The sequence below is a fragment of the Streptomyces sp. col6 genome, assembly GCF_008042035.1.
In the GTDB taxonomy this organism is placed as follows: Bacteria; Actinomycetota; Actinomycetes; order Streptomycetales; family Streptomycetaceae; genus Streptomyces.
Genome location: NZ_RDBL01000027.1, coordinates 313,045 through 338,472 on the forward strand (window position 1 = coordinate 313,045; position 25,428 = coordinate 338,472).

General features: G+C 71.6%; 25 protein-coding genes and 1 riboswitch. Of the genes, 6 read left to right on the plus strand and 19 right to left on the minus strand.

What is annotated here, in order from left to right; all coding sequences use genetic code 11:
- Positions 1-22 precede the first annotated feature (22 nt).
- From EAO73_RS28625 to EAO73_RS28640, 4 genes are all read right to left on the minus strand, one after another.
- Entirely contained in the window at positions 23-1,042 is a 1,020-nt protein-coding gene (locus tag EAO73_RS28625) for a hemolysin family protein (protein ID WP_147974406.1), read from the minus strand.
- A complete protein-coding gene (locus EAO73_RS28630) occupies positions 1,039-2,376 on the minus strand; it encodes a hemolysin family protein (protein WP_147974407.1) in 1,338 nt (445 codons plus the stop codon). Before EAO73_RS28630 ends, EAO73_RS28625 begins: the two co-directional genes overlap by 4 nt.
- 164 nt (positions 2,377-2,540) lie before the next feature.
- Positions 2,541-2,981 (minus strand): GNAT family N-acetyltransferase, encoded by a 441-nt coding sequence (locus tag EAO73_RS28635; protein ID WP_147974408.1) that lies wholly within the window; start codon positions 2,979-2,981, stop codon positions 2,541-2,543.
- Positions 2,982-3,086: 105 nt separating this feature from the next.
- The gene (locus tag EAO73_RS28640) at positions 3,087-4,370 is read right to left on the minus strand and encodes a cytochrome P450 (RefSeq protein WP_147974409.1); all 1,284 of its coding nucleotides are present in this window, start codon (positions 4,368-4,370) and stop codon (positions 3,087-3,089) included.
- Between the two features lie 241 nt (positions 4,371-4,611).
- Between EAO73_RS28640 and EAO73_RS28645 the strand changes: the two genes are divergently transcribed.
- Both EAO73_RS28645 and EAO73_RS28650 read left to right on the plus strand, forming a co-directional pair.
- Positions 4,612-4,839 carry a hypothetical protein gene (locus EAO73_RS28645; RefSeq protein ID WP_026242932.1) on the plus strand — a complete coding sequence of 76 codons (228 nt, stop codon included), beginning with the start codon at positions 4,612-4,614 and terminating at the stop codon, positions 4,837-4,839.
- Positions 4,836-5,207 (plus strand): fic family toxin-antitoxin system, toxin component, encoded by a 372-nt coding sequence (locus tag EAO73_RS28650; protein ID WP_147974410.1) that lies wholly within the window; start codon positions 4,836-4,838, stop codon positions 5,205-5,207. The genes EAO73_RS28645 and EAO73_RS28650 overlap by 4 nt, the downstream gene beginning before the upstream one ends.
- Before the next feature lie 13 nt (positions 5,208-5,220).
- Here the strand turns inward: EAO73_RS28650 and EAO73_RS28655 are convergent, their stop codons facing one another.
- The 4 genes from EAO73_RS28655 to bioB all read right to left on the minus strand — a co-directional run bounded on the left by EAO73_RS28655 (position 5,221) and on the right by bioB (position 9,356).
- Positions 5,221-5,904: a class I SAM-dependent methyltransferase gene (locus EAO73_RS28655; protein WP_147974411.1), complete on the minus strand. Its 684-nt coding sequence runs from the start codon at positions 5,902-5,904 to the stop codon at positions 5,221-5,223.
- 229 nt (positions 5,905-6,133) lie between these two features.
- Positions 6,134-6,823 carry a dethiobiotin synthase gene (gene bioD, locus EAO73_RS28660; RefSeq protein ID WP_147974412.1) on the minus strand — a complete coding sequence of 230 codons (690 nt, stop codon included), beginning with the start codon at positions 6,821-6,823 and terminating at the stop codon, positions 6,134-6,136.
- A gap of 3 nt (positions 6,824-6,826) precedes the next feature.
- Entirely contained in the window at positions 6,827-8,131 is a 1,305-nt protein-coding gene (locus EAO73_RS28665; protein ID WP_147974413.1) for an adenosylmethionine--8-amino-7-oxononanoate transaminase, read from the minus strand.
- On the minus strand, positions 8,124-9,356 hold the full coding sequence (gene bioB / locus EAO73_RS28670; protein ID WP_147974414.1) for a biotin synthase BioB: 1,233 nt from the start codon (positions 9,354-9,356) through the stop codon (positions 8,124-8,126). The genes EAO73_RS28665 and bioB overlap by 8 nt, the downstream gene beginning before the upstream one ends.
- Before the next feature lie 141 nt (positions 9,357-9,497).
- Here bioB and EAO73_RS28675 point away from each other — a divergent pair, with 141 nt between their 5' ends.
- On the plus strand, positions 9,498-10,640 hold the full coding sequence (locus tag EAO73_RS28675) for an 8-amino-7-oxononanoate synthase (protein WP_147974415.1): 1,143 nt from the start codon (positions 9,498-9,500) through the stop codon (positions 10,638-10,640).
- Between the two features lie 13 nt (positions 10,641-10,653).
- Here the strand turns inward: EAO73_RS28675 and EAO73_RS28680 are convergent, their stop codons facing one another.
- Together EAO73_RS28680 and EAO73_RS28685 are read right to left on the minus strand one after the other, a co-directional pair.
- Positions 10,654-10,851, minus strand: a complete 198-nt coding sequence (locus tag EAO73_RS28680) for a DUF397 domain-containing protein (protein WP_147974416.1) — start codon at positions 10,849-10,851, stop codon at positions 10,654-10,656.
- Between the two features lie 25 nt (positions 10,852-10,876).
- Positions 10,877-11,737: a helix-turn-helix domain-containing protein gene (locus EAO73_RS28685; protein WP_147974417.1), complete on the minus strand. Its 861-nt coding sequence runs from the start codon at positions 11,735-11,737 to the stop codon at positions 10,877-10,879.
- A 205-nt stretch (positions 11,738-11,942) separates the two neighbouring features.
- On the opposite strand from EAO73_RS28685, the gene EAO73_RS28690 reads away from it, so the two are divergent.
- Positions 11,943-12,374 carry an ATP-binding protein gene (locus EAO73_RS28690; RefSeq protein WP_147974418.1) on the plus strand — a complete coding sequence of 144 codons (432 nt, stop codon included), beginning with the start codon at positions 11,943-11,945 and terminating at the stop codon, positions 12,372-12,374.
- Positions 12,375-12,400: 26 nt separating this feature from the next.
- Here EAO73_RS28690 and EAO73_RS28695 read toward each other — a convergent pair whose 3' ends face one another.
- The 3 genes from EAO73_RS28695 to EAO73_RS28705 form a co-directional block, all read right to left on the minus strand.
- Positions 12,401-12,874 (minus strand): C40 family peptidase, encoded by a 474-nt coding sequence (locus EAO73_RS28695; RefSeq protein ID WP_147974419.1) that lies wholly within the window; start codon positions 12,872-12,874, stop codon positions 12,401-12,403.
- A 3-nt stretch (positions 12,875-12,877) separates the two neighbouring features.
- A riboswitch (cyclic di-AMP (ydaO/yuaA leader) is annotated at positions 12,878-13,074 on the minus strand.
- A gap of 305 nt (positions 13,075-13,379) precedes the next feature.
- Entirely contained in the window at positions 13,380-13,688 is a 309-nt protein-coding gene (locus EAO73_RS28700; protein WP_147974420.1) for a hypothetical protein, read from the minus strand.
- A 7-nt stretch (positions 13,689-13,695) separates the two neighbouring features.
- Positions 13,696-14,328 carry an ATP-dependent Clp protease proteolytic subunit gene (locus tag EAO73_RS28705; RefSeq protein ID WP_147974421.1) on the minus strand — a complete coding sequence of 211 codons (633 nt, stop codon included), beginning with the start codon at positions 14,326-14,328 and terminating at the stop codon, positions 13,696-13,698.
- 96 nt (positions 14,329-14,424) lie between these two features.
- On the opposite strand from EAO73_RS28705, the gene EAO73_RS28710 reads away from it, so the two are divergent.
- Positions 14,425-14,709, plus strand: a complete 285-nt coding sequence (locus tag EAO73_RS28710; protein WP_147974422.1) for a type II toxin-antitoxin system Phd/YefM family antitoxin — start codon at positions 14,425-14,427, stop codon at positions 14,707-14,709.
- 67 nt (positions 14,710-14,776) lie between these two features.
- On the opposite strand, the gene EAO73_RS28715 is transcribed toward EAO73_RS28710, so the two are convergent.
- Positions 14,777-15,769, minus strand: coding sequence for an ABC transporter permease (locus tag EAO73_RS28715; RefSeq protein ID WP_147974423.1), 993 nt, complete (start codon positions 15,767-15,769; stop codon positions 14,777-14,779).
- Between the two features lie 108 nt (positions 15,770-15,877).
- Here EAO73_RS28715 and EAO73_RS28720 point away from each other — a divergent pair, with 108 nt between their 5' ends.
- Positions 15,878-16,507, plus strand: coding sequence for a TetR/AcrR family transcriptional regulator (locus EAO73_RS28720; RefSeq protein ID WP_147974424.1), 630 nt, complete (start codon positions 15,878-15,880; stop codon positions 16,505-16,507).
- A 12-nt stretch (positions 16,508-16,519) separates the two neighbouring features.
- On the opposite strand, the gene EAO73_RS28725 is transcribed toward EAO73_RS28720, so the two are convergent.
- The 5 genes from EAO73_RS28725 to EAO73_RS28745 form a co-directional block, all read right to left on the minus strand.
- A complete protein-coding gene (locus tag EAO73_RS28725; RefSeq protein ID WP_147974425.1) occupies positions 16,520-17,569 on the minus strand; it encodes an NAD-dependent epimerase/dehydratase family protein in 1,050 nt (349 codons plus the stop codon).
- A 64-nt stretch (positions 17,570-17,633) separates the two neighbouring features.
- Positions 17,634-18,347: a lysophospholipid acyltransferase family protein gene (locus EAO73_RS28730; protein ID WP_147974426.1), complete on the minus strand. Its 714-nt coding sequence runs from the start codon at positions 18,345-18,347 to the stop codon at positions 17,634-17,636.
- Positions 18,348-18,493: 146 nt separating this feature from the next.
- A complete protein-coding gene (locus EAO73_RS28735; protein ID WP_147974427.1) occupies positions 18,494-20,095 on the minus strand; it encodes a sigma-70 family RNA polymerase sigma factor in 1,602 nt (533 codons plus the stop codon).
- Positions 20,096-20,287: 192 nt separating this feature from the next.
- On the minus strand, positions 20,288-22,414 hold the full coding sequence (locus tag EAO73_RS28740) for a glycoside hydrolase family 6 protein (protein WP_318153294.1): 2,127 nt from the start codon (positions 22,412-22,414) through the stop codon (positions 20,288-20,290).
- Positions 22,415-22,578: 164 nt separating this feature from the next.
- Positions 22,579-25,341, minus strand: a complete 2,763-nt coding sequence (locus tag EAO73_RS28745) for a glycoside hydrolase family 48 protein (protein ID WP_147974486.1) — start codon at positions 25,339-25,341, stop codon at positions 22,579-22,581.
- Positions 25,342-25,428 lie beyond the last annotated feature (87 nt).

Consider the following 25,428-nt stretch of genomic DNA (forward strand, 5'->3'; position numbering starts at 1 on the left):
CCCCGGAGCCACCGATCAGGGTTCAGCGGCTCTGGGGACGCCCCACCAGTTCCCGGAGCACGTCCTCCATGGTCACCATGCCGGCCAGCCTGCCGTCGTCGTCGAGCACCGCCGCCAGGTGCGTACGGCTGCGCCGCAGCGCGGTCAGCGCGTCGTCCAGCGGTGTCGCCGCCCGCACCCGGGCGATCGGCCGCATCGAGGAGACCGGGAACGGCATGTCGCGCGGGGTGACGTCGAGCGCGTCCTTCACGTGGAGGTACCCGAGGATGCGCTGCTCGGCGTCCATCACCGGGAAGCGCGAGAACCCCGTCTCGTACGACAGCCGCTCCAGATCCTCCGGCGTCGCCCCGACCCGGATGTACATCACCCGGTCCACCGGCAGCACCACGTCACGTACCGGCCGCCGTCCCAGCTCCAGCGCATGGCGCAGCCGCTCGGCCGCCCGGTCGTCGACCAGCCCGGCATCGCCGGCGTCCTTCACCAGACGGGCCAGTTCGTCGTCCGAGAACGTGGCCGCCACCTCGTCCTTCGTCTCCACCCGCAACAGCTTCAGCAGCGCGTTGGCGAAGGCGTTGATCGCGAAGATCACCGGGCGCAGCGCCCGCGCCAGCGTCACCAGCGGCGGGCCGAGCAGCAGCGCGGACCGTACCGGCTCGGCCAGTGCGATGTTCTTCGGCACCATCTCGCCCAGCAGCATGTGCAGATAGGTCGCCACCGACAGCGCGATGACGAACGAGATCGGATGGACCAGTCCGTGCGGCACACCCACCGCGTCGAAGACGGGCTCCAGCAGATGCGCGATCGCGGGCTCGGCGACGATACCGAGGACCAGGGTGCACAGCGTGATGCCCAGCTGCGCCGCCGCGAGCAGGGCCGAGACGTGTTCGAGCCCCCAGATGACGCTGCGCGCCCGCCGGTTGCCCTCCTCGGCCTGTGGTTCGATCTGGCTGCGGCGCACCGAGATGAGAGCGAATTCCGCGCCGACGAAGAACGCGTTCACCACCAGTGTCAGCAGACCGATGAAGAGCTGTACGGCGGTCATCGCTCATCCTCCGACGGCTGGTGGGAACCTGTCAGCGGCGCGTGCAGCAGCGCTCGGGCGGCGCGGCGCCCGGAGGCGTCCACCACATCGAGCCGCCAGCCGGCCAGCTCGATCGAGTCGCCCACGGCGGGGATGCGGCCGACCTCCGTGGCGATCAGGCCCGCGAGGGTTTCGTAGGGGCCGTCCGGCACCCGCAGCCCGATCGCTTCCAGCTGGTCCGTGCGGGCGGCGCCGTCCGCCGACCACAGGACCCGTCCGTCGGCGTCCTCACCGGCCGGTGCGAGGTCCGGCGTCTCGTGCGGGTCGTGCTCGTCCCGCACTTCACCGACGACCTCCTCGACGATGTCCTCCAGCGTCACGACGCCCGCCGTGCCGCCGTACTCGTCGATCACCACCGCCATGGCGAGCTTGCCCGACAGCCGGTCGAGCAGCCGGTCCACGGTCAGTGTCTCGGGGACGAGCACCGGCTCACGCAGCATCTCGGACACCCGCTTGCGGGGCCGCTGCTCGGCGGGGATCGCCAGGACGTCCTTGATGTGGGCCACGCCCACGACACTGTCGAGGCTGCCCCGGTACACGGGGAAGCGGGAGAGACCGGTGGCCCGGGTCGCGTTGGCGACGTCCTCGGCGGTCGCGCCGACCTCCAGTGCGGTGACCTGGACGCGCGGGGTCATCACGTTCTCCGCGGTGAGCTCGGGCAGGCTGAGGGTGCGGACGAACAGCTCGGCGGTGTCCGCCTCCAGCGCCCCCTCCTTTGCGGAGTGCCTGGCCAGCGCCACCAACTCCTTGGGGCTGCGTGCAGAGGCCAGCTCCTCGGTGGGTTCGAGGCCGAAGCGGCGCACGATCCGGTTGGCCGTGTTGTTGAGGTGGCTGATGAAGGGCCGGAAGACGGCCGTGAAGGCCCGCTGCGGGGTGGCGACGGCCTTCGCCACCGCGAGCGGCGAGGAGATGGCCCAGTTCTTCGGGACCAGCTCGCCGACGACCATCAGGAACACGGTCGACAGGGCCGTGCCGATGACGAGCGCCACGGACGACGCGACGCCGGAAGGCAGGCCGACGGCCTCCACCGGCCCCCGGATGAGCTTGGCGATGGAAGGCTCGGAGAGCATGCCGACGACCAGGTTGGTGACGGTGATGCCGAGCTGGGCCCCGGACAGCTGGAAGGTGAGACCGCGTACCGCCTTCATCGCGCTCGCGGCCCCGCGCTCGCCCTGCTCGACGGCCTTCTCCAGCTGGCCGCGCTCGACCGTGGTCAAGGAGAACTCCGCCGCGACGAAGGCGCCGCAGGCGAGGGAGAGCAGTACCGCAACGAGCAGCAGAAGCACTTCGGTCATCGGTTCACCTCCGTCCCATGATCGGGCAGGGACTGGTGGACCGCGCGATGTCGGCGGCTGCGGCTACTGGGAGGCTCGCCCATGGGCGGACGCTCACACCTCTCGTCGGAAGGGAAGGACTGAACCCTCATAGTAAAGGATCGGCAAAGTGGCGTACTTCTCGGTCACCTGCCCCTGTTCCCGCCCCCGAGTGGCTTCACCCATCGCCGCCAGTGGTTCTCGCGGTCGTAGCCGGCCGCCTGCCAGGTGTGGTGGGCGCGCGCGTTCTCCTCCAGGACCATGGCGTCCACCCGTCGGCCGCCCAGCTCGGTGAAGCGCTGCTCCGCCGCCTCCAGCAAGGCGGTCGCGATGCCCTGGCGCCGGTGGTCCGGATGCACGGCCAGCCGGTAGGCGGAGCACCGCCAGCCGTCGAAGCCCGCGATGACCGTCCCCACGAGCGTGCCCCTCCGCTCCGCGAGCAGCAGCGCGCCGGGATCGCGGGTGATGAGCAGAGCCACGCCCTCGTGGTCGTCGCTGATGCTCGTGCCTTCCGCCGCCGTGCGCCAGAACGCCAGCACGGCGTCGATGTCGGACGGGACTGCGCGGCGTATGTCGAGATCACTCATGCGGTGAGCCAATCAGATGATCGTTTTCCTGTGCGAGCGGATTCCCGCCCGGTACGGGGGCGGCTCGACGCCGTACAGGACGGCTCGCGGCTGGTACGGGCCGGCTCAGCGCAGCCGTACCGGCAGGGCGTCGATGCCGTAGACGATCGACAGCTTGCGGAAGGCCAGGTCCTGCGGCTGGGCGGCGAGCCGCATCTCGGGAAACCGCCTGACCAGGGCCGGAAAGGCGGAACGCAGCTCCATCCGGGCCAGCTCCGCGCCGATGCAGCGGTGGATGCCGTGCCCGAAGGCGAGGTGGCCGGCCGGAGTGACCCGGTCCACATCGAAACGCCCGTCGTCCGTGACGTACGCCGGGTCCCGGTTGGCCCCGCTCAGCGAGCAGAGCACCATGTCGCCGCGCGGGATGACCACCCCGGCGATCTCGATGTCCTCGCGGGCGAACCGGGGGAAGGCGATCTGCACGGCGGAGAGGTAGCGCAGCACCTCCTCCGCGAAGGGCGCCGTCACGCCGTCGTCCGTACGCAGCCGCGCCGCCACCTCCGGGTTCCGCAGCAGGACGAGGGCGCCGAGCGCGATCGTGCTGGCGGTCGTCTCGAACCCGCCGGTGAGCACCCCGTCGGCCAGGCCCGCCAGTTCCTCGTCGTCGACGCTGTCCCCGTGCTCCCGCACGATCATGCCGAGCAGGCCGTCGCCGGGGTCGCGCCGCTGGGCCCGGACGACGCCCCGGAAGTAGTCGAGCGACGCGGACATGGCGCCGAACGGCGCGGTCGTCCCGGCGAACAGGTCGAAGCGGTCCATGGCCAGCTTCTGGAAGTCGTCGCGGTCCTCGTACGGAACCCCGAGCAGTTCGCAGATGGTCAGGGACGGCACGGGCAGCGCGAAGGCGTGCACCAGGTCGACCGGTCCCGGCGCGGCGGCCATCGCGTCCAGGCGCTCCGCGACGATGGCGTCGATCCTCGGCGTCAGGCGGCGCAGCCGGCGCATCGTGAACTCCGGGGTCAGGATGCGACGCAGCCGCGTGTGCACCGGCGGATCGCTGAAGCCCAGCCCGCCGGGGCTGTGTTCGGCGACTATGCCCGCGTTGCCCGCGAGATGGGCGAAGTCGGTGCTGAAGCCCTCGGTGGAGCCGAGCACGGCCTTCGACTCCTCGTAGCCGGTGACCACCCAGGCGTCCATGCCGAACGGCAGGGCCACCCTGGTCACCGGCGAGCTCGCCCTGACGTCGGCGAGCTGCCGCACCGGGTCGAGCCCTTCCCTGCGCAGCGGCATCAACAGCTGCTCGGGGAGGAGCTTGATGGTGGAGGACCCGAGTCCGTGCTTCTGGATCCGGGCCAGGTAGCTGCGTCCGAGCCGGGCGGTGATGCGGGAACGGAACGTCGTCGTACTCAATGTCACTCCATGAGTCGTCGCGAGATCTGGTCGGTTGGCGCACCTGCGGCGCCGAGACGTGGCCGACTGCGGTGACTTCGGCTACCTGAGCAGGAATTATGACCACGTGTTCGAGCACTGGGGGGCCGGGGTGCGGAATAGGTCCGCGACATCCCGGCGGGACGGGCGCGCGGCGGCCGCCGGACTCCCGCCCGCGTCCCTCCTCTTGCCGGTGCTAGCGATTGCGCGCTAGCGTGAGGGGGTGCCCAAGACACAGCTGAACGTTCGAGTGGACGAGGCCACCGCGGAGGCCGCGAGGCAACGCGCGCTCCAGAGGGGGATGAGCGTGAACCGCTACATAGAGGAGCTCGTCAAACAGGACGCGGGCGAGGTGGGACACACCTTCGTCGAGGCCGCGGCGGACTTCATGAAGCAGTACGAATCGGTGTTCGCCGAGGAGTTCGGCACGGAGGGCAAAGGCACCCGTTGAACCTCCGGATCCAACTCTCCTGGCTGCTCATGGTCGCGGAGCACAAGACGCCCGGCGACCCGCAGGTGACCGACTGGGGCGCCCTGGTCGCGGCCGTCGCGCGCCACGAGGCGGAGATCTTCGGCAGCCCCGTCTACAGCGATCCGCACTCCAGGGCCGCGGCCCTGCTGCAACTGCTGCTGCACGTCCCGGCACTGGAACGTTCCAACGCCATGTTCGCCTCCGCCGTCGCCTACGGCTATCTGGTGGCGTCCGGACTCAAGGTCATCACGTCGCCCGAGCAGGTGCGGGATCTGGCCCTGCTGGTGAAACAGGGCGAGGCCGATGTCCGGGCCATCGCCGACGAACTGCGCCAGTGGAGTCTGTGAGCGAGGGTGTGGCCTACCGCCGTGTCGTCACGACAGGTCCGCGTGCCACGCCCAGCACGCAGGACGAGGTGGGCAGCCGGATGCCCCCCTCAGGCAGGTTGACCCGCCGGTACGACTCCACCGTGAAGCCGGCCGCCGTGATCGCTGCGAGCGTGTCGCGCGAGGTGTGACAGCCCCCGGCCACCCAGGGCCAGAAGGTACGGTCCAGGGCGCGCTGGGTCGCCGCCATGGCCCGCTCGTCCGCCCGGACGTGCTCGAAGAACCGCAGCTCGGCACCCGGGCGCAGTACCCGCCGGATCTCCGCGAGCGACCGCTCCACGTCCCTCACGGTGCACAGCACCAGCGAGGCCACCGCCCCGTCGAAGGCCTCGCTCTTCACCGGCAGCGCCTCCGCCGTCCCCGGCACCACATCCACCGGGATGCCCGCCCGCAGCGCCGAGCGCACGGCCAGGCGGCGCAGCGTGCGCTCGGGTTCGATCGCCACCACCTCCGACACCGGGGGCGGGTAGTGGGCGAAGTTCAGGCCGTTGCCGACGCCGATCTCGATGACCCGCCCGGTGAGCCCGGCCAGCAGCTCCGCCCGGATCGCCGCCAGACCGGCGGCGGACTCGGCGGCCACGCTCATCCGGGCGTAGCAGCGCGCGAAGACGGGGTGGTGCACCGCGTCCCTGGGGGTTCTCGTACTCCGCAGCCGCATGGCGACCTCCTCGAAGGACCGGATCGCCCGCGCCGGCGGCGGCGTACGCCCCGCGCGGCCCGAGCGGCCGGGAAAGGCAAAGGTCCGGCACCTTCGATTCTGCCCCGTTACGGGCGACGTAGCCGGGCGGCGAAGGAGCACGAGCCGGGGGTCCCGCGGCCGAGCCGGACGGGGACGCCCGAGACCATGGCGCCCCGCCGGACACCGCGGCCCCCGGCATGCGCTCCGCTCAGCCCAGCGGCCTGTGCCCGCCCAGCGGTTCCGCCAGCCAGTCCGCCGCCCGCGCACGGAAATCCGCCGGTGCGAGCGACCCCGCACCTTCGGGAACGATGCCGAGCAGCGGGGCCCCCGCGGCCACCGGCAGGTCCGCCACATTGCAGCGCTCCGCCAGGTCCGGCGCGCCCGGCATGCTGCCGATGACCACGCCCGGGCAGTCGAGTTCCCGGGCCCGCAGCGCCTCCGCCGTCAGCGCCGTGGAGTTCAGCGTGCCCAGACCGGCCGGGGCCACCACCAGGACCGGGGCCGCCAGCAGCCGGGCCGCGTCCGCCAGGGTCGCGCCCTCGTCGTCGAACCGTACGAGCAGCCCGCCCGCGCCCTCGACCAGGACCAGGTCGTGGTCGGCGGCCAGCTTCGCCGCCGCCTCGGCGATCTCGTACGGGCGTACCGGCTCCATTCCGGCCCGCCGTGCCGCCGTCGCGGGCGCCAACGGCTCGGGGAAACGCGCCAGTTCGACCGCCGTCACATGCGTGCCCGCCAGCCGCGCCACCTCGGCCGCGTCGCCCGGCTCGCCCGGCTCCAGACCGGTCTGGGCCGGCTTGAGCACCGCCACCCGACGGTGCGCGGCGGCCGCCGCCACGGCGGCCGTCACGATCGTCTTGCCGATTTCCGTGCCGGTGCCCGTCACCACCAGAACGCCCATGTCTCAGCCCTCCCGCGCCGCAGCGCACACGGCGCGGCAGATCCGTGCCACGTCGTCGTCACCGGTCACATACGGCGGCATGGTGTAGACGAGGTCGCGGAACGGCCGCAGCCACACCCCTTCGCGCACCGCCGCCGCTGTCGCCGCCGCCATGTCCACCTCGTGGTCCAGCTGCACCACGCCGATCGCGCCGAGGACCCGCACATCGCGGACCCCGGGCAGCGCCCGCGCCCCAGCCAGCCCCTCGGTCAGCCCGGCCTCGATGCGCTTGACCTCCTGCGCCCAGTCCTGGCCGAGCAGCAGGTCGATGGAGGCGCAGGCCACCGCGGCGGCGAGCGGATTGCCCATGAACGTCGGGCCGTGGGCGAGCACCGGCACCTCGCCGCGCGAGATGCCCTCGGCCACCTCGCTCGTGCACAGCGTCGCCGCCATGGTCAGATAGCCGCCGGTCAGCGCCTTGCCCACGCACATCACGTCCGGGGAGACCCCCGCGTGGCCGGCGGCGAAGAGCTGTCCCGTACGGCCGAAGCCCGTGGCGATCTCGTCGAACACGAGCAGCACGCCGTACGCGTCGCACGCCTCGCGCAGCACCCGCAGATAGCCGGGGGAGTGGAAGCGCATCCCCCCGGCGCCCTGGACCACCGGCTCCACGATCACGGCCGCCAGCTCGTCCGCGTGCCGTTCGATCAGCTCGTGCAGGTGTGCCGCGTACGCGGGGTCGGGCTCGGCGTCGTATCCGGCGGGCGGTTCGTCGGCGAAGACCTGACGCGGCAGTGCGCCCGACCACAGCTCGTGCATCCCGCCCTCGGGGTCGCACACCGACATGGGCTGCCAGGTGTCCCCGTGGTACCCGCCGCGCCAGGTCAGCAGCCGCTTCTTGGCCGGCCGCCCGGCCGAGCGCCAGTACTGCAGGCACATCTTCACGGCCACCTCGACCGACACGGAGCCCGAGTCGGCGAGGAAGACGTGGCGCAGCGGCTCCGGGGTGATCTCCACCAGCCGGGCAGCCAGCCGCACGGCGGGCTCGTGCGTGAGCCCGCCGAACATCACATGGCTCATCCGGTCCAGCTGACCGCGCGCCGCCTCGTTCAGCACCGGGTGGTTGTAGCCGTGCACGGCGGACCACCAGGACGACATCCCGTCGACCAACTCGTGCTGCCCGTGGGCGGGTTCGGCGAGCCGCAGCCGGACCCCGGACGCGGACTCCACGATCAGCGGCTCCTGCCGGCCCGGCATCGGGCCGTAGGGGTGCCAGACGTGCGTCCGGTCCAGGTCCCGGAGTACGGCGGGGGAGAGCGGCTCAGGCATTGGGAGCGAGATCCGTGCCCGCGCCGCGGCGGCGGACCGCTACCAGATCCGTACGGGCACCCGGAACCTGCGGCTCCGAAGCCTCCGCAGCGGCGGCGACGGTCTCGGCCTCCGCCGACGGCGCCTCGCCGCAGGGGCCGCAGCCACCTCCGTGCGAACCGCAGCCTCCCGACTCCGATGCCGCATCACCGGCGTGCGAGCCGCAGCCGGCCGCCACGTCCGCGCGGTGCCGGGGGAGCGTCGTCGTACCCGCACCCTCCACCTCGAAGCCGGCGTCCGCGATCATGTCCAGGTCCGCCTGGCCCGCCTGGCCCTCGCTGGTCAGATAGTCGCCCAGGAAGATCGAGTTGACCAGGTTGAGGGCGAGCGGCTGCATCGAACGCAGATGGACCTCGCGCCCGCCCGCGAGCCGCACCTCGACGTCCGGGCAGACGAACCGCACCATCGCCAGGATGCGCAGGCAGCGCTGCGGCGTCAGGTTCCACTCCTTGGCGAGCGGGGTCCCCTCGAACGGGATCAGGAAGTTGACCGGCACCGAGTCCGGGTCCAGCTCGCGCAGCGAGAAGACCACGTCGACCAGGTCGCCGTCGCTCTCGCCCATGCCCGCGATCAGCCCCGAGCACGCGGAGAGACCGGCGGCCTGCGCCTGGTGCACCGTGTCCACACGGTCGGCGTAGGTGTGGGTGGTGGTGATCTCCCCGTACGTCCCCTCGGACGTGTTGAGGTTGTGGTTGTACGCGTCGGCGCCCGCCGAGCGCAGCCGGTCGGCCTGCCCCTCGGAGAGCAGACCGAGGCAGGCGCACACCTCGACGCCCTCGTTCTGCTCCTTGATGGCCTCGATGGTCTTCGAGACCCGGTCGACGTCCCGGTCCGTCGGGCCCCGGCCGCTGGCCACCAGGCAGACGCGCTTGGCGCCCCCGGCCACCCCCGCGGCCGCCGCCTTCGACGCCTCGTCGGGCTTCAGCCAGGTGTACTTGAGGATCTCGGCCTTGGAGCCGAGCCGCTGCGAACAGTACGAGCAGTCCTCGGGGCAGAGCCCGGACTTCAGATTGACCAGATAGTTCAGCTTCACCCGCCGCCCGAACCACTGACGGCGCACCTTGCCGGCCGCGGCCACCACGTCGAGCAGTTCGTCGTCCGGGGTCGCCAGTACGGCGAGCGCTTCTTCACGGGTCGGCAGCTCGCGCCGCAGCCCCTTGTCCACCAGCGTGTTCAGGAGGTCCATGGCGACGATCCTGACGCACGGCACCGCCCGTAGCCAAGGAGGAACCGGACAACAGAGCTCACGGGGGGTGTGTGCATTGCCACACCGTGTCTCGTCGTGAGCGCGGTTAGGGTCTGTGAACTGCCTACAAGAGGGACGCCCATGCCCGCCACCCCGTTCGACTGGATCGACGACGAGGCCCGCCGGCGCGCGGACGCGGGGCTGGTCCGCAGGCTGCGGCCCCGGGACGCCGACGCGGAGCTGCTGGATCTCGCGAGCAACGACTACCTCGGCCTGACCCGGCACCCCGAGATCACCTCCGCCGCGGCGGACGCGGCACGCCGCTGGGGCGGCGGATCGACTGGCTCCCGTCTCGTCACGGGCTCGACCGCGCTTCACGCGGAACTCGAACGCGAACTCGCCGCGTTCTGCGGCTTCGAGGCCGCTCTCGTCCTCTCCTCCGGTTACGCCGCCAACCTCGCGGCCCTCACCGCACTCACCGGACGCGGCTCCCTCATCGCGTCGGACGCGGGCAACCACGCCTCCATCGTCGACGGCTGCCGGCTCTCCCGGGCCGAGACAGCCGTCGTCCCGCACGCCGACCCCGAAGCCCTCCGCAAGACGCTCGGCGGGCACCCCGGCCGGAAGCTGGCCGTCACCGACTCGGTCTTCTCCGTCGACGGCGACGCCGCGCCGCTGGACCGGCTGGCCGCCGTCTGCCGGGCGGAGGACGCCGCGCTCCTGGTGGACGACGCGCACGGGCTCGGCGTCCTCGGCGACGGCGGACGCGGCGCGCTCGCCGCGGCGGGACTCGCGGGCGACGAGGACGTCGTCGCCACGCTCACCCTCTCCAAGTCGCTGGGCAGCCAGGGCGGCGCGGTCCTGGGCCCCGCCCGGGTCATCGACCACCTGGTCAACACCGCCCGTACGTTCATCTTCGACACCGGGCTCGCCCCGGCGGCCGTCGGCGCGGCCCTGGGCGGACTGCGGCTGCTGCGCCGGGAACCGGAGCGCGCGCTCCGGGCGCGTACGGTCGCCACCGCGCTGTACGAGGGGCTGACGGCGGCCGGTCTGACCGCCGTGCGGCCCGACGCGGCCGTCGTCTCGGTCCGGGCGCCCTCGCCCGACGCCGCCGTCCGGTGGGCCGCCGACTGCAGGGCGGCCGGGATGGCGGTCGGCTGCTTCCGCCCGCCGTCCGTTCCCGACGGCATCTCGCGGCTGCGGCTCACCGCCCGCGCCGACCTGACGGACGGACAGATCGCGCGGGCGGTGGCGACGGTGCGGCAGACCGCGCCCCGGGACTGAGGCGCGGTCCGGTTCAGCGTTTCAGGCCGGAGACGAAGGACGTCCAGGCCGGGGTGGAGAACTCCAGGGGTGTCCTGGCCACGTCCTTGGAGTCGCGCACGGCCAGCAGCCGTCCGCTCTCGAACGGAGCGGTCTCCACGCAGTTGTTCATCCCTGTGCTGCGGCTGCTGCGCCGCCACCGTAAGACGTGCTGGGCGAGGCGATCGGGCATGACGCTTCCTCCGGGCGGTGGGGGGTCACCGATCGTCGCGGTCGATCGCGGCGATCAGGTCCAGCGTGTGCTCCGGCGACAGCGCGTGCGTCTGGAGGGTCCGGAAGGCCGAGCTGTACGCCGCAAGGTCTTCTTTCCGTTCCAGATAGAGGCTACTCGTCAAGTGGTCAAGTACGACCACGTCAAGATCAGAAGCGGTCGGAAAGGAGAAGATGACGAAAGGACTGGTGAGGCTCACATACCCGCCGACCGAGAACGGAAGTAACTGGATTTGCACGTGGGGAAGTTGGGCCACCCGCGCGAGATGGCGCAGCTGTTCCCGCATCACTCTTCGGCCACCCACCTCCCGGCGTAGCACCGCCTCGTCGAGCACCGCGCTCAGGCGCAGCGGCGGGTCGTTCCGCAGCACGCCCTGCCGGGTCAGCCGTACCTCCACCAGGGAGTCCAGCTGACCGGACGGCAGCCCGTCGAGGGTGGCCCGGGTCACCGCGCGGGCGTAGTCGGCCGTCTGCAACAGGCCCGGTACCACGGAGGTCTCCAGGGTGCGGGCGGTGCGCGCCTGCGACTCCAGGCTGATGAAGTCGCGGTACTGCGGCGGGATGAGACCGCGGTACGCGTGCCACCACCCGGCGCCGCCCCCGCCCGCCGATCCGGCGAGCGCGCCCAGGACCTCGCGCAGCTTCGGATCGTCCATGCCGTACGCGTCCAGCAGCCGGTTCACGTCATCCGGCCGCACCCCGCTGACACCTGTCTCGATTCTGCTCACCTTCGACTGGTGCCAGCCGAGCAGTCCCGCGGCCTCCCGGCTCGTGAGACCCGACGCGTGGCGCAGACTCCGCAGCTCCTCCCCGAGCTTGCGGCGCCGCACCGCAGGACCGTGCTGCATCTGATGGCTCCCTCCCGCTGCCTGACGAGGGGACAGTGTGGCTCCGGCGGGAGGCCTTGCGGGAAGAGTTCACCGGTTTGAGCGACAGATATATGCATATCTTGGCCGATCGCCCCCGCGCGGGGCAGCATCGGTGGCAATCTGGCGCGAAGCGCGACCGGACGGCTTGCCGGGCCGGTACTGGGTGGGAAAGGGACGGCTCGCCATGGCAGACCATCAAGAAGCACGTGTCACTCTGCCGAGCGAGCCGGTCTCGGTCTCCGCGGCCCGGAGATACGTGGCCCGGGTACTGGCCGAGTGGGGCATGCCCGACGACGCGGAGGCCGCCGACTCCCTGCGGCTGATCATCTCGGAGCTGGCCACCAACGCCGTTCTGCACACCTTCGGCCAGTCACCCACCTTCACCATCGACCTGCGGCTGGAGCGGGAGGAGCGGCTGCGCCTCGGCGTGACGGACAGCCATCCCCGCCGGCCCCAGCGGCTGCCCGCCGCCGTCCAGCAGGACAACGGGCGCGGCATGGTCATCATCCGCTCGCTGGCCAAGGAGCACGGCGGCCGGCTGACCGTCACACCCACCGCCGACGGGGGCAAGACCGTCTGGGTGGAACTCCCGTGGCAGGTCCCCGTCCAGCCCTGAGGCCGGGCACGCCCGCCCCGCCGGCGTCAGCCGACCCGGCCGTAGTAGACGCTCCTGGTCCAGATCTTCTCCAGGCGGACCACGGCACCGGTCTTCGGCGAGTGCCAGATCTTCCCACTGCCGGCGTAGATGCCCACGTGGTAGACGCTGCGCCCGGCATGGAAGAAGACCAGGTCACCTCGTTGCCGCTTGGACGCCGAGATGTGCCTGGTCCTGTTGTACTGCTGCTGGGCCGTCCGGGGGAGTTTCTTGCCGGCCTTCTTGAACGAGTAGAGCGTCAGGCCCGAACAGTCGAAACTGCCGGGCCCGGTGGCACCCCAGCGATAGGGCGCCCCCTTCTTCGACGCTGCGATCTTCAGAGCCTTCATCGCATGGCCCGCCGCCTGCGCCTCGGACGCGGCACCGGGGACGAACAGCGTGCCGCCGACGGCGGCGAGAGTCATGACCGAGGCCGTGGTGGCTCGGGCGAGCAGAGACGGGACCTGAACCTGCGCACTCATGCGCAACCCTTCGTCAGCCGCCTGTGAAGGATGACCTGTCGGGTTCGGGCTGGCGAAGTTGCCCGGCCGCGCTCGGCGGCTTCACCCCGAGGGACAACCGGAGATCCGGCGGTCCCGTAGTGCTCGGGTCCTCCACTCCTGCCGATCCACTCCTGTCGACCAGTCATCCGGACGGCGGCAGGACTCGGCGTCCGCCCGGACCGCCCCGCCGCGGTGGCGGGGGCTTGTCGTCCCACGGATCTTGACTCACCTCGGGCCCGTTTTCCGAGGCGAAACAGCCATAAGTGAAGATCGTCACGGATGGTCCGTTCAGGTGGACAGGGGGCTTTCCGGCTGTTCGCCCGCCTCCCGCGGCCGTGGCCGTACCAGCGGTGTCGCGAAGGAATCCACCCCGCGCGCATCAGGAAAAGGCAAATCGGGCCGTCGCTCGTGAGGGGGAACGCCTACGCCGAACGAGCGAAGAAAACCCGTTCGCCCGTCGGGCGTGTCGGCGCGATCCGCTCCGTCAACTCGGCGGAGCGGGCGGCAGGGTGACTCGGGCCGCCCGCCGCTCCCCGTCCAGCGTCCGCAGCGCCCGGGTCAACGTGGTGCTGTGGATGCGTGTTTCGCCGCGCCGGTGCATCAGCGCGAGCGCGTCCCTCAGGGCCGCCGCGTGCGAGGCGAGCGCCTGGGCGGCTCGCAGGGCGGTGTACGTGTCGTCACCGCGGGCCGGGTTGATCCGGCCCAGCTCGTCGAGGACATGCAGATAGCGGTCGATGAACTCGCACTCGGCCCCCGTCAGGGCGGGCAGCGGCGAGAACTCCGGTGGCTGCATCCCCGGTTCACCGCTCGGAGTGCGGCGGCACCGGGACCCGGTCCCGCACGATGTGGTCGACGATCCCGTACGCCAGCGCGCCCTCCGCGTCGAGGACGAGGTCGCGTTCGGTGTCCTCGGAGACCTGCTCGGCGGAGCGGCCGGTGTGCCGGGCCAGCATGCCGGTCATCGTCTCGCGCATCCGGGCCAGTTCGCGCGCCTCGATCTCCAGGTCGGACGGCTGCCCCCGCAGGGGCTCGTCGAGCGCGGGCTGGCTCACGACCACCTTGGCGCCCGGCAGCATGTGCCGTCGGCCCGGCGCGCCCGCGGCGAGCAGGACCGCCGCGCCGGCCCCAGCCCGGCCGAGGCAGTAGGTCTCCACCTCGCAGCTGAGGAAGGCCATCGTGTCGTAGAGGGTCGTCATCGCCCCGTACGAGCCGCCCGGCGAGTTGATGTACAGCGAGACGGGCCGGTCCGGTGCGTCGTGCTCCAGATACATCAGCTGCGCGACCAGATCGTTGGCGGCGGTGTCGTCGAGGTCCGTGCCGAGGAAGACGACGCGCTCGGCCAGCAGCTTGGAGTACGGGTCGAGGGTGCGGGTCCCCCGGGAGGTGCGCTCGGTGAACTCGGGCAGGACGTGACGGGCGGCGGGACGGTACACGGCTGTGCCTCTCCTCCGGTGGCGCGGGCGCAGCGGAGCACCCGCACACGCTTCCGTAAAAAATGTACAGGACGTACAGAAGGTTATGATGGGAGCATGGCTTACGAGATTCCGGTGACGCAAGCCCGTGCTGAACTCGCCGAACTGATCAACCGCGTCGTCTACGGCGGCGAGCGCGTGGTCGTCACGCGGCACGGAAAACCGCTCGTCGCCCTCGTGTCGGCCGCTGACCTCGAACGACTCGAGAAGGAGGAGGCGGCGGAGCAGGAGCACGTGATCAGCTCGGTCTCCTCGATCGACTCCGGGGCGTCCGCTCCGGGCGAACGGCAGCGCTTCGGCATCGCGGCTGAGCACCGCGGGCACCACGGCCGGGACGACTGACCTCCGCACACGGCAAGGCGCCCCCGCCCGCAGGGGCGGGGGCGCCTTGCCGTGGTGTGCGAGCGGATCAGCCCGCCAGTGCGGGCTCCCGCGCGGCCGGGGCCGGCGAGGCGCCCTCCATCGTGGTCCTGCGGCGGCCGCCGGCGAGTACGGCGGCGAGTCCGAGCACCGCCCACACGGAGAGCGTCAGGGCCGCGCCGCCCGCCGTCGCGCCGTCGAAGAACGCCACCGACCGCAGCAGTGACCCGCCGGCCCCCGGCGGCAGCAGCTGGCCGAGCGTGCCGACCGGCCGGGGCAGCAGCTCGGGCGCGCTGGTCACTCCGGAGAACGGGTTGCCCAGGAACACCATGAGCAGGGCGCCGAGGCCGATGCCCGGTGTCCCGATCAGGGCGGCGAGCCCCGCCACCGGCGCGCCGATGGCGAGTACGGTCAGGGCGATGCTCCCGGCCTCGGCCCACCAGTCGCCGGTGAGGGCGCCGAGCCAGCTGTCCGTCACGGCGGTGGCGAGGAGCCCCACCGCGACGGACACGCCGAGCAGTGCGGCACCGCCCCGTGCGCCGCGCACCCGCAGCAGGGTCACGGCCGCACCGGCGGCGACGCCTGCGATGGCCAGCGGCATGATGCTGGAGCCGAGCACCGCGCCCCTGGGGTCGGCGGCGGGGGCGGCCACGACGTCGGTGACCGGGACGACGGAGCCGGCCGGTGCGCCGGCGCTCACCGCCTCGTGCAGCAGCTGGGCGACCACGGGGCCGGCGGCGCTCGCCGTCAGGAGCGCGGGGCCCTTCTCGGAGACGACGACCGCGCCGTACACGGTCCGGTCCTCGATCGCTTCCCTGGCGGCGGCCTCGGAGGCGTAGTGGTGGATCTCGAAGGCGCCGTCGTGCTCCTCGAACCGCTGCTGGACCTGGTCCGCGGCCGGCGCGGATCCGGCGATTCCGATGGGCAGGTCGCGCGGTGCCGTCCGGGCGGCGGGCCAGGCGAAGGCCCACAGGGCGAGGGTCACCACCACCGGCACCAGCAGGACGACCCCCACCATGCGGCGGTTCGGGGTGAGGGACATGGCACAGACCTCGATTCAAAGAGAATGATCGTTCGTTTTATGTCTCTGTCACTGTCGCCCCGCCCTCGCTTCCTTGTCAAGAATGAATGTTCGTTTTAGTTTGGGCGCATGGCACGCGTATCCCAGGAGCACCTCGACGCCCGCCGCCGGCAGATCCTCGACGGCGCCGCGCGCTGCTTCGCCCGCGACGGATTCCACGGCACCTCGATGCAGGATGTACTGGGGGAGGTCGGCCTGTCGGCGGGCGCCGTCTACCGCTACTTCAGCGGCAAGGAGGACCTGATCGCGGCCATCGCCACCGAGGCGGTCGACGGAGTGCGCCGGGCCTTCGAGGGGGCGGCGCGGGACACCCCCGTCCCCGCACCGGACGTTCTCATCGGCCGGGTGGCGCGGTCCCTGTTCGGGAACGGCCTGGAATCGGGGCGGGGGCTCGAGCCCCGGCCGTACGCGGGGCTGATCATCCAGGTGTGGTCCGAGACCCTGCGCAGCGAGCGGCTGGCGGCCACCCTCACCGAGGCGTTCGGCGGGCTGCGCGGGGCCTGGACCGAGCTGGTCGGGCTGTACCGGGAGGCCGGTGTGCTCCGGGCCGAAGTGCCCGACGAGCACGTCGCCAGAGCCCTGATCGCGACGGCCCAGGGGTTCATCGCCCAGCTCGCCATGTTCGGCGACACCGGCCCGGAGGTCCTGGAGAACGGCCTGCGCGGGCTGATGTCGATGGACGCGGTGAAGGCGGGCTGACCCCGCCCGGCCTCACCCCTTCCGGTCGTGCTCCGCCAGCCAGGCGTCCTCCGCCGCGTAGTCGAACAGGCTCGTGCCGTACGACCGCAGCATGGCCGGGTACGCGTCCCGCCAGTCCCGTCCCGCGAGCTGCCCGGTGATCCACTCGACGGTCTCCGGCAGCGACTCGGCGTACCCCGTCACGGGCCGGTAGCCGAGTTCCCGCTCGGCCGCCGACATGTCGAAGACGATGGAGTGCGGCGCGCTCCAGGGCGTCGAGCCGACGTCATCGGGGGACGGCTCGCCGGGCATCAGCACCGTTTCCGTGCTCCGGCCCAGCACCGCGTCCACCGCCTCGCCGATCTCCGCGACCGTCGGCGCCTGCGGATCGGCGGCGTTCAGCACCCGGGAACCGGGCCGGGCGGCGGCCAGCCGGATCAGCTCGGCCATGTTCGCCGAGTGGACCGGGTGGAAGCGGGACGCCCCGCCGTACGCCAGTACGCGACGGGTCCGGCCGTCCAGCGCCCGCTTGACGAAATACAGCTCACGCGGTGACCGGCAGTGCGGGCCGTGCACCGCGCCCGCCCGGAGCAGCGTGGTGGGCAGCGCGTCCCCGGCCTCGAGGAGGTCGCGTTCCAGCTGGATCTTGCGCGTCGCGTAGGTGGCCTCGCCCGGCGCCACGGTGTCCAGCGACTCCGGGATCGGCACCGGATAGCGGGGCGCCCCGCCCGGCTCGCCCTGCGTGTCGAAGCTGTGGCCCTTCTCGTCCTCGTACACCGCGCCGCTGGAGACCACCACCGCCGAACCGATCCGGTCCGCGAGAGCGGTCAGTTGCCGGGCGTGCTGCCGCCCGTACGCCACCATGTCCACCAGGACGTCGCATCCGGGGCCGAGCGCCGATGCCAGCGCGCCCTCCTCGTCGCGGTTCAGGGCGACCGCCCGGACCCCCTCGTCCCACGTCTCGTCGCGGCCACCGCCGCGCGAGGCCGCCGTCACCTCCCAGCCGTCCTCCGACAGCGCGCGCACGGCGGCCCGCCCTATCTGTCCCGTCGCTCCCAGTACCCATGCGTGTCCTTTGTTCACGCTCCGCACGCTAGGGCAGGAACAAGGCGCTGACCAGGCAGTTTCACCGCTCGCGAATCCGCTCTCAGCGTCGCAGCTTCGGGAACCGGCCAGGCTGCTTCTCCTCGGCCGCCTGCTTGACCTTCACGGCGTACTCGTCGACGTACTCCTGACCGGAGAGGCGGAGGATCGCGTACATGATCTCGTCGGTCACCGCGCGGATGGCCGCCTTCTCGTTCTCCAGGCCCTCGTAGCGAGAGAAGTCCAGCGGTTCACCGAAGCGGATGGTGACCGGCTTGATACGGGGGAGGCGCCTGCCGGGCGGCTGGATCTCGAAGGTGCCGACCATGGCGCACGGCACCACCGGCACCTGCGCCCGGATGGCCATGACCGCGACCCCGACCTTGCCCTTGTAGAGCCGCCCGTCGTGCGAGCGGGTTCCCTCCGGGTAGATGCCCAGCAGCTCGCCCCGGCCCAGCACGCCGAGGCCCTCGCGGATCGCGGCCTGCCCGGCCTCCTTGCCCGACCGGTCCACCGGGATCTGGCCGGCGCTGCGGAAGAAGGCGGCGGTCAGCCGGCCCTTCAGCCCCGGGCCGGTGAAGTACTCGGCCTTGGCGAGGAAGGTGATGCGCCGCTTGATGATCGCGGGCATCAGGAAGTGGTCGGAGAACGACAGGTGATTGCTGGCGACGATCGCGGCGCCGTCGTCCGGAATGTGCTCCGCACCCTCGATGACCGGCCGGAACAGCAGCCGCAGCACCGGCCCGAGAACGACGTACTTGAGGACGTAGTAGAACACGGTGTCTCCCCGGTGTGCGGGATCAGCGGGTCATTGCATCGCCGTGCGGGCGGTCCGCTCCTTCCCGGCGGTCGATCGTAGCCCGCTGTGACATGTACCCCGCACTCAGGACGGGAAGCCGGACGGCCCCTCACACGGCCGTTCCCTCACATGGCCGCGCCGAAGTCCTGCGTCCAGACGATGCCGCCGGGGCTGTCCTGGATGCCCACGCCCAGCTCCTTGAAGGAGCAGTTCAGGATGTTCGCCCGGTGGCCGGGGCTGTTCATCCAGGAGTTCATGACGTCGGCGGGCGTGCGCTGGCCCTTGGCGATGTTCTCGCCGTACGTGCTCCACCGGTAGCCGGCGGCCGTGATCCGCTCGCCCGGACCCGACCCGTCCTGCGAGGTGTGCGAGAAGTAGTCGTGCGCGGCCATGTCCTCGGAGTGCCGCTGCGCGGCGGTCGTCAGCTGATCGTTGCCGGTCACCGGACCGCAGCCCTCCTTGGCCCGCTCGGTGTTGACGAGCGCCAGGACCTGGTCCGCGTCCGACGACGCGCTCGGCGTGGGCTGTGCCGGGGCCGGCCGGGTCGCCGGGGCCGACTTCGGCGCCGACGGGTGCTTGCTCGCGGGCGCGGTCTTCTTCGGCTTCGGAGCGGCCTTCGTCTTCGTGGCCTTCGGGCTCGCGCTCCTGCCTGCGGAGTGCGAGGGGGATGCGGACGGCGTCGGGGAGCCGGAGGTGTCGCCCGACGCGGCGGCGGTGGGGGGACCGGAGGCCTCGGGGGCGGTCGCCACGGAGACCTCGTCGTCGCTGTCACCCGTCGACAGATGGACGACGGCGCCGCCGGTGCCCAGGACGCCCACCGCGATGACGGACGCCACCACGGCGTTGCGCCGGCGGCGGCGCTGCGCCTGGCCCCGTCGCAGCGCCGCCCGGCCGGGGCGGCCGGACGCGGACAGGGGCATTGTGGCGGCGACCTCGGTCAGCCGCGGCGCCTGGCCCGCCGCGACGGCCGCGAGCGGCACCAGCGCCAGCCCCACCAGCAGGCCCTCGGCCGGGACGAGCCCCGAGCCGAAGCCGGAGCAGACGGTGCAGCCGCGCGCGTGCCGTGCGATGCGCTTGCGCCACAGCGGCGAGGGCGCCCCGTCCCATCCGATGAGGATGTCGTCGAGGAGCACGCACCTCGGCTGCGCGGCCAGCGCACCCACCACCACCCGGGCGGTGTCCAGCTGCGCCTTCATCCGCTGCACGCGTACTGCGGTGTGCTCGGGGGACAGGTTCATCGCGGCGGCCACCTCGGCCCGCGTCAGCTCGCCCGCCGCCTCCAGCCACCACAGGGAGAGCAGCGCCCGGTCGTCCTCGTCCACCCACCGGGTCGCCTCCGCGACCTGCCGGCGCTGCCCCGAAAGACCGAGCCGCAGGATGGTCACATCGACGAAGTCGGCAGCCGGGTCGACCCGGTCCTGGCCGTGTGTCATGGGTTCCACGGGTATCGCCGCGGTCTGCCGGTCGCGCCAGTGCCCGCGTATCTCGTTCATCGCGATGGCCACCAGCCAGGAGCGGAAGCTCTCCGGATGCCGCAGGCCCGGCAGCGCCCGCAGCATGCGCAGGACCGTCTCCTGCACGACGTCGTCCACGTCCGCGTGCCCGTTCAGCGCGCGGCCGACGATGTTGTAGAGCAGCGGCAGACAGGACGCGACAAGGTGGTCCTTGGCGCGGGCGTCCCCGGCTCTCGCCGCCTTGATCAACGCCCGTTCGCGGTCCTGGCCCATGCTGTGCTCACTCTTCCGGAGTCCTGTTCTGGCTTCACGCACACCTGGGAGATGCGGCCCGGCGGGGACCATAACAAAAACCCGTCGCTCATCTGTACGTAAAGAGGCTCGGTCGCTGTGCGGGAAAGCGGTCCGGCCCCGCCACACAGGTGGCGGGGCCGGACGCGGTCACCGGATCATCCAGTGGGTGTTTCAGGGAGCGGTGCCCCAGGAGAGCGCACCTGCCGTGTACACGCCGACCTTCGAAGCGTCGGCGAACGAGGTGCCCGTGCCGTGACTGTAGTCGTCCGCCTCGTTGAAGTTGGACCAGTCGCTCTTGTTCAGCCGCAACTGCATCTCACCGGTGGAGGCGCCTGCCGCGAGGCTGCCGCTGCCGAAGGAGACCTCCAGGTAGTGGCTGGCACCCGCCGCCGAACCGTTCGTCTTCACCGCCAGGCTCAGCTTCCCGCAGCCCAGGACCGCGTAGTCGCACGAGGTGCCGAAGGTGGAGGAGCCGGACTCGGGGGTGAACCAGTAGCGCAGCTTCACCGTGGACAGGTCCACCGCCGTGCTGCCGGTGTTGACCAGCTGGAGACCGAACCGGATCTGGTTGTCGGTCGCGGAGGAGTCGTTGTTCTTGTACTGGACCTTCAGCGAGCCGGTTCCGGTGCCACCCCCGGCGGAGGTGGTGACGGAGAGGGCCGAGGAGGCCGCCGAGACGTTACCGGCCGCGTCCTTCGCCTTGACCGTGTAGCTGTACGCCGTCGAGGCCGACAGACCCGTGTCGGTGTACGAGGTCGTGGTGGTCGAGCCCACCTTGGCGGAGCCCCGGTACACGTCGTAGCCGGTCACCGCCTTGTTGTCGCTCGACGCGGACCAGGACAGCGAGACGCTGCTGCTGGTCTTCGCCGTGGACGTCAGACCGGTGGGCGCGGTGGGCGCCTGGGTGTCGGTGCCACCGCCGGGGTTCTCGCCGCCGCCGTCGATCGGCGGGTAGGCGTTGCGCACCAGCTCCTGGAACTGCGCGGAGAACCAGTGACCCGCCAGCGGCGAGTTCGGCAGCGCGCCCGTCTTGCTGTTGCCGTTGCGGCCGTTGCCCTCGTACGTCGGGTCGCACATCCGGTCGAAGCCCTTGCCCTCGTCATTGTCCTCGGGCTGGCTGTTGCCGTCCGACTCCCCCGGGGGCTTCGCCCACACGTAGGCGTCGATCCCGGGCTCGGGGGCGGTGGTGGGACGCTCACCGATGCCGGCACCGCTCTGGTTGCACCAGTTGCCGGCGTGGATGCGCCGGTCGACGCGGCCGCCGTTGACGTAGTCGTCCACGCTGGTCAGCGGGCCGGCGGAGGTGGGCCGGTCGGCGCCGCCCCAGCCGTTGCGGGCGGTGTCGATCAGCATGCCGATGTTCGAGTTGAAGCCCTGGCCCACCAGCTGGGTGCGCAGCGCCTGGGCGAATGACAGCTCGTCGACGTAGTAGTTCCAGTCGACCCACTTGGACTGGCGCACGGTGGTGCCGTTCACCGAGTCGGTGACCTTGAAGTTCGGCTCCTTGAGGGCCGAGTAGTTGGCCGTGTTCACGATGAAGCCGGCGACATCGTCGACGGTGGCACCCTCGGACGTCGCGGCCTTCTTGAACTCGACCCCGGCCGGGACCATGTTGCTGTCCCAGCCCAGCCAGCCGTGGTGCGCCGCGTCCACGTAGTTGTAGACGTTGGGGATGGCGCCCAGGGTGTGCAGGGCGTAGCCGATGCCCTTCTCGTAGTTGCCGTTTGCCTTCATCGTCGCGCATGCGTCGGTCGAACCGGCCGTACCGCCCGCGTTGGTGACGATGTTGGGCAGCGAGTCGGGCTCGATGATCGTGACGATGCGCAGGTTCGCGTACGCCGGGTCGGCGAGGATCTCGGAGATCGGGTCGATGTACTCGTCCTTGTAGCGGTCGAGCTCCGTGGGGCCGAGCTCGCCGTTGGACGCCAGGGCGGCACAGTCGCGTCCCGGCAGGTCGTAGATGACGACCTGGAAGAGGTTCGCGCCCTGGTCGAGGGCGGTGTCCAGGTGCTCGCGCAGGCTCATCGCCCCCGGCGTCCCGCCGATGGCCGCGATGCGGTCCATCCAGACGAAGGCCGGCGTGTCGGCGATGGCAGACCCGCCCGGCTCTGCCGCCGCCTTGGCGGACCAGTCCGGGTTCACATATGCCTTGGCGCCCACATAGGGGTTGTCGACCCGGGCCGCCGCGGCGTCGGCGGTGGTGGGGAGGGCCACCGCCAGGGCCGCGCCCATGGCCAGGGCGGAGGCTGCGGCCAGCCTCCTGCGCAGCCGGTTCTTGATGGTGCCTCTGGTACTCATTGCGGCTCCGTGCTCCTCTCGTACGCCTGCGGAAACTCCCCGCAGACGGGTACATGGGGGGTGCGGCCCGATGGCGGGCTCAGCGGGGTGAGTGTGTGACCCGCCATCGGGAGTGGGTGGGTGACCGGCCCTCCGGCCGGTCACGGGGTGGTGCCGACCGCCTGTTACGGCTCGACTCCCCAGGCCAGCGCGCCGGCGACGTAGGCGCCGACCTTCGTGGAGTCCGCGTAGGAGGTGTTGGTGGCCCGGCTGTAGTCGTTGCTCTCGTTGAAGTTCGACCAGTCGCTCTTGTTGAGCCGCAGCTGGATCTCACCGGTGGACGCGCCGGCGGCCAGGGTGCCCGCACCGCCGGTGAAGCCGACCTCCAGGTAGCGGTCGGCACCGGTCTTCGGGCTGGAGACGGCGGCCACCGTGTGCGTGACGGTGGAGGAGCCGAGTGCGGCGTAGTCGCAGTACGTGCCGAAGGTGCTCGGCCCGCCGTCCGCGGTGAACCAGTACCGGACCTTGACCGTCGACAGGTCGACGGGTGCGCTGCCGGTGTTCACCACCTGGAGGCCCAGCCGGATCTGGTTGTCGCTCGCGGAGGAGTCGGTGTTCTTGTACTGGACCTTCACCGCGCCGGTGCCGCCCGAGCCGCCGGACTTGGTGGTGGCGAGCACCGCGTCGGACAGTGCCGAGGTGTTGCCGCCCGCGTCCCGCGCCGCGACCGCGTAGGTGTACTCGGTGGCGGCGGCGAGCCCGGTGTCGGTGAACGTCCGCCCGGTCGCGTTGCCCGCCAGCACACCGTTGCGGTACACGTCGTAGCCGGTCACCGCGACGTTGTCGGTGGACGCCGACCAGGAGAGCGAGACGCTGTCCTTGGTGGTCGCGCTCACCGTGAGACCCGCCGGCGCGGTCGGCGGCTCGGTGTCGCCGCCCGGCTCACCGCCGCCGCCCTCCACCAGCAGCTCCGCGTAGATCGCGAAGGCCAGGGCGAGCGCGGCCTGCGCCCAGAAGCGGTGGTACGTGAAGACGGGCGCGTCACCGCCGTCCAGGTACGCCTCCACCTTGGGCCAGTCCGGGTCGTCCTTGTACCAGCTGCGGATGCCGATGAAGGTCGAACCGGGCCGGACCGGGTCGCCGTTGGGCATGGTGCCCGACCAGCCGGAGGGGATGTACACCTCGTCGTCGAACCGGTTGTAGTCCAGCCGGGTCTCCGGCACCGAGATGCCCTTGTCCGTGGTGTTCGTCGCCATCGCGTCCAGCAGCGCCTTCGCCAGCGCCGCCGCGTCCTCGTCACCCGACTTGGCGGCGTAGTAGGTGAGCGTCTTGACGTACGCGGCGCCCACGCCGACGTCGTTGGCGTAGTCCACGACCGAGACGTGCAGACCGGAGTTGTCCCCGGGCGAGGTGGCGTTCCAGGTGTCCGGCTCGCCCGTCCAGTTCAGCGTGGAGGGGAAGCGGAAGCTGCCGTCGGCCCCGATGGTCGTCTCGCTCGACGCCCAGGCGACCCACTTCGAGAGGACGGCCCCGGCGGTCGCGTTGCCGGTCACGTAGTAGTACGCGGCGACACGCTCCATGCCCCAGGCCTGGAAGCCGAACCAGTTGTTGCTCGCCGGGTCGTGGTACACCGGCTGCCAGTCGTACGCCATCCCGTAGAAGGTGGGTGTGCCGGCCGGGGGCGCGCTGTAGCTGCCCTCCCAGCTGTTGGTGCAGCCGCCCGCGAGGGCGCCCTCGCTGGACTGGAGCCAGGTCAGGAACTCCAGCTGCCGGGTCAGGCTCTTGGACCAGTCCGACCTGGCCGTTGCGGACTTGGGGGTGAGCGAGGGCACGTTGGACAGCGCCCAGGCGGCCAGCGGGTTCTGGTAGCCCTGGTGCGACGCGCCGTCACCGATGCGCCAGGCCCAGCCGCCGCCGCTGCCCGCCGCGGCCCCGCCCCAGGCGTAGTACCACGACAGCAGGTAGTGCTGGGAGTCCCGGCCCGACGCGGCCGGGCAGGAGTTGGGGTCGGTGCAGTTGCCGATGCGCTTGAAGTACTTGTCGAACATGGCGTAGCGGAGGTAGTCGCCCATCTTGGCGGCCTTCGCCACCGAGGCCGCGACCTGGCTCTCCTTGCCCTGCTCGGCGGCCCAGCGGTACGCCCAGTAGGCCGCCTGCACCGCGCGGGCGTCGGCGTCCGGCGCGTTGGTGTACTTCCACTGCTTGGCGTAGCTGGAGTCCTTGACGAACAGGTCGAGATACCCGTTGGGGCCGCCGTACTTGAAGAGGTCGGTGGTCGGTTGCGGGACGGTCTCCCACACCGACTCCTGCGCACCGCGCTGGTAGGTGTTGATGAAGGAGGCGCCGGCGCCCGGCCCGGACTCGCCCCCGGTGCCCGGCTTGTTGCCGTAGCCGTAGACATTGTCCAGGTCCATCAGCCAGTGCATGCCGTAGACGTCCATCGTCCCGTAGGACGAGGCGAGTTCGGCCGACAGCGGGTCGGTGCCCACGGGCACCGTGCCGTCCAGCGCGGAGGGGTAGCCGCTCGGCAGCGGGTGCTCGGGTGCGTAGGTGGCGGGCGCCGAGGGGTTGTACGAATCGCTGGTGGACTGGTCGGCGTGCTGCGGAATGATGGTCTTCTCGGCCACCGCCCAGGCCGCGTTGAACGGCGCCCAGTCACCCGTCACCCGGCCGTAGGCCGCCTCCAGCCACATCCAGAAGCTGACGGCCTCCGACGTCGTCTGGTGGCCGTGGTCCGGCGCCTCGACCATCAGGGTCTCGACCGAGTGGTACGGGAGACCGTCGGGGCTGAAGTAGCCGTTGGCGGCGTCCTTGATCTTGCCGTACTGGGTGAGGAAGGCCTGGGTGTACGGGTCGTCGGCCGCGGCGGCCTTCCGGGACCCGGTATCCGCCTGTGCCGAGGCGGGGCCGGCGACCGCGGTGCCCTGGGTCAGACCGAGGGCCAGCACGCTGCCGCCGAGGGCGCTGCTGAACGTTCTACGTGATATCGACACAAATCCTCCAGTGGCGGGTGTCGTCGAGGGGGAGGGGAGGAG

Bases quoted from the DNA above. Each gene is read 5' to 3' on its own strand.
- EAO73_RS28625 (WP_147974406.1), bottom strand. From the start codon at position 1,042: ATGACCGCCGTACAGCTCTTCATCGGTCTGCTGACACTGGTGGTGAAC.
- EAO73_RS28630 (WP_147974407.1), bottom strand. From the start codon at position 2,376: ATGACCGAAGTGCTTCTGCTGCTCGTTGCGGTACTGCTCTCCCTCGCC.
- EAO73_RS28635 (WP_147974408.1), bottom strand. From the start codon at position 2,981: ATGAGTGATCTCGACATACGCCGCGCAGTCCCGTCCGACATCGACGCC.
- EAO73_RS28655 (WP_147974411.1), bottom strand. From the start codon at position 5,904: ATGCGGCTGCGGAGTACGAGAACCCCCAGGGACGCGGTGCACCACCCC.
- bioD (WP_147974412.1), bottom strand. From the start codon at position 6,823: ATGGGCGTTCTGGTGGTGACGGGCACCGGCACGGAAATCGGCAAGACG.
- EAO73_RS28665 (WP_147974413.1), bottom strand. From the start codon at position 8,131: ATGCCTGAGCCGCTCTCCCCCGCCGTACTCCGGGACCTGGACCGGACG.
- bioB (WP_147974414.1), bottom strand. From the start codon at position 9,356: ATGGACCTCCTGAACACGCTGGTGGACAAGGGGCTGCGGCGCGAGCTG.
- EAO73_RS28675 (WP_147974415.1), top strand. From the start codon at position 9,498: ATGCCCGCCACCCCGTTCGACTGGATCGACGACGAGGCCCGCCGGCGC.
- EAO73_RS28680 (WP_147974416.1), bottom strand. From the start codon at position 10,851: ATGCCCGATCGCCTCGCCCAGCACGTCTTACGGTGGCGGCGCAGCAGC.
- EAO73_RS28685 (WP_147974417.1), bottom strand. From the start codon at position 11,737: ATGCAGCACGGTCCTGCGGTGCGGCGCCGCAAGCTCGGGGAGGAGCTG.
- EAO73_RS28690 (WP_147974418.1), top strand. From the start codon at position 11,943: ATGGCAGACCATCAAGAAGCACGTGTCACTCTGCCGAGCGAGCCGGTC.
- EAO73_RS28695 (WP_147974419.1), bottom strand. From the start codon at position 12,874: ATGAGTGCGCAGGTTCAGGTCCCGTCTCTGCTCGCCCGAGCCACCACG.
- EAO73_RS28700 (WP_147974420.1), bottom strand. From the start codon at position 13,688: ATGCAGCCACCGGAGTTCTCGCCGCTGCCCGCCCTGACGGGGGCCGAG.
- EAO73_RS28710 (WP_147974422.1), top strand. From the start codon at position 14,425: ATGGCTTACGAGATTCCGGTGACGCAAGCCCGTGCTGAACTCGCCGAA.
- EAO73_RS28715 (WP_147974423.1), bottom strand. From the start codon at position 15,769: ATGTCCCTCACCCCGAACCGCCGCATGGTGGGGGTCGTCCTGCTGGTG.
- EAO73_RS28720 (WP_147974424.1), top strand. From the start codon at position 15,878: ATGGCACGCGTATCCCAGGAGCACCTCGACGCCCGCCGCCGGCAGATC.
- EAO73_RS28735 (WP_147974427.1), bottom strand. From the start codon at position 20,095: ATGGGCCAGGACCGCGAACGGGCGTTGATCAAGGCGGCGAGAGCCGGG.
- EAO73_RS28740 (WP_318153294.1), bottom strand. From the start codon at position 22,414: ATGAGTACCAGAGGCACCATCAAGAACCGGCTGCGCAGGAGGCTGGCC.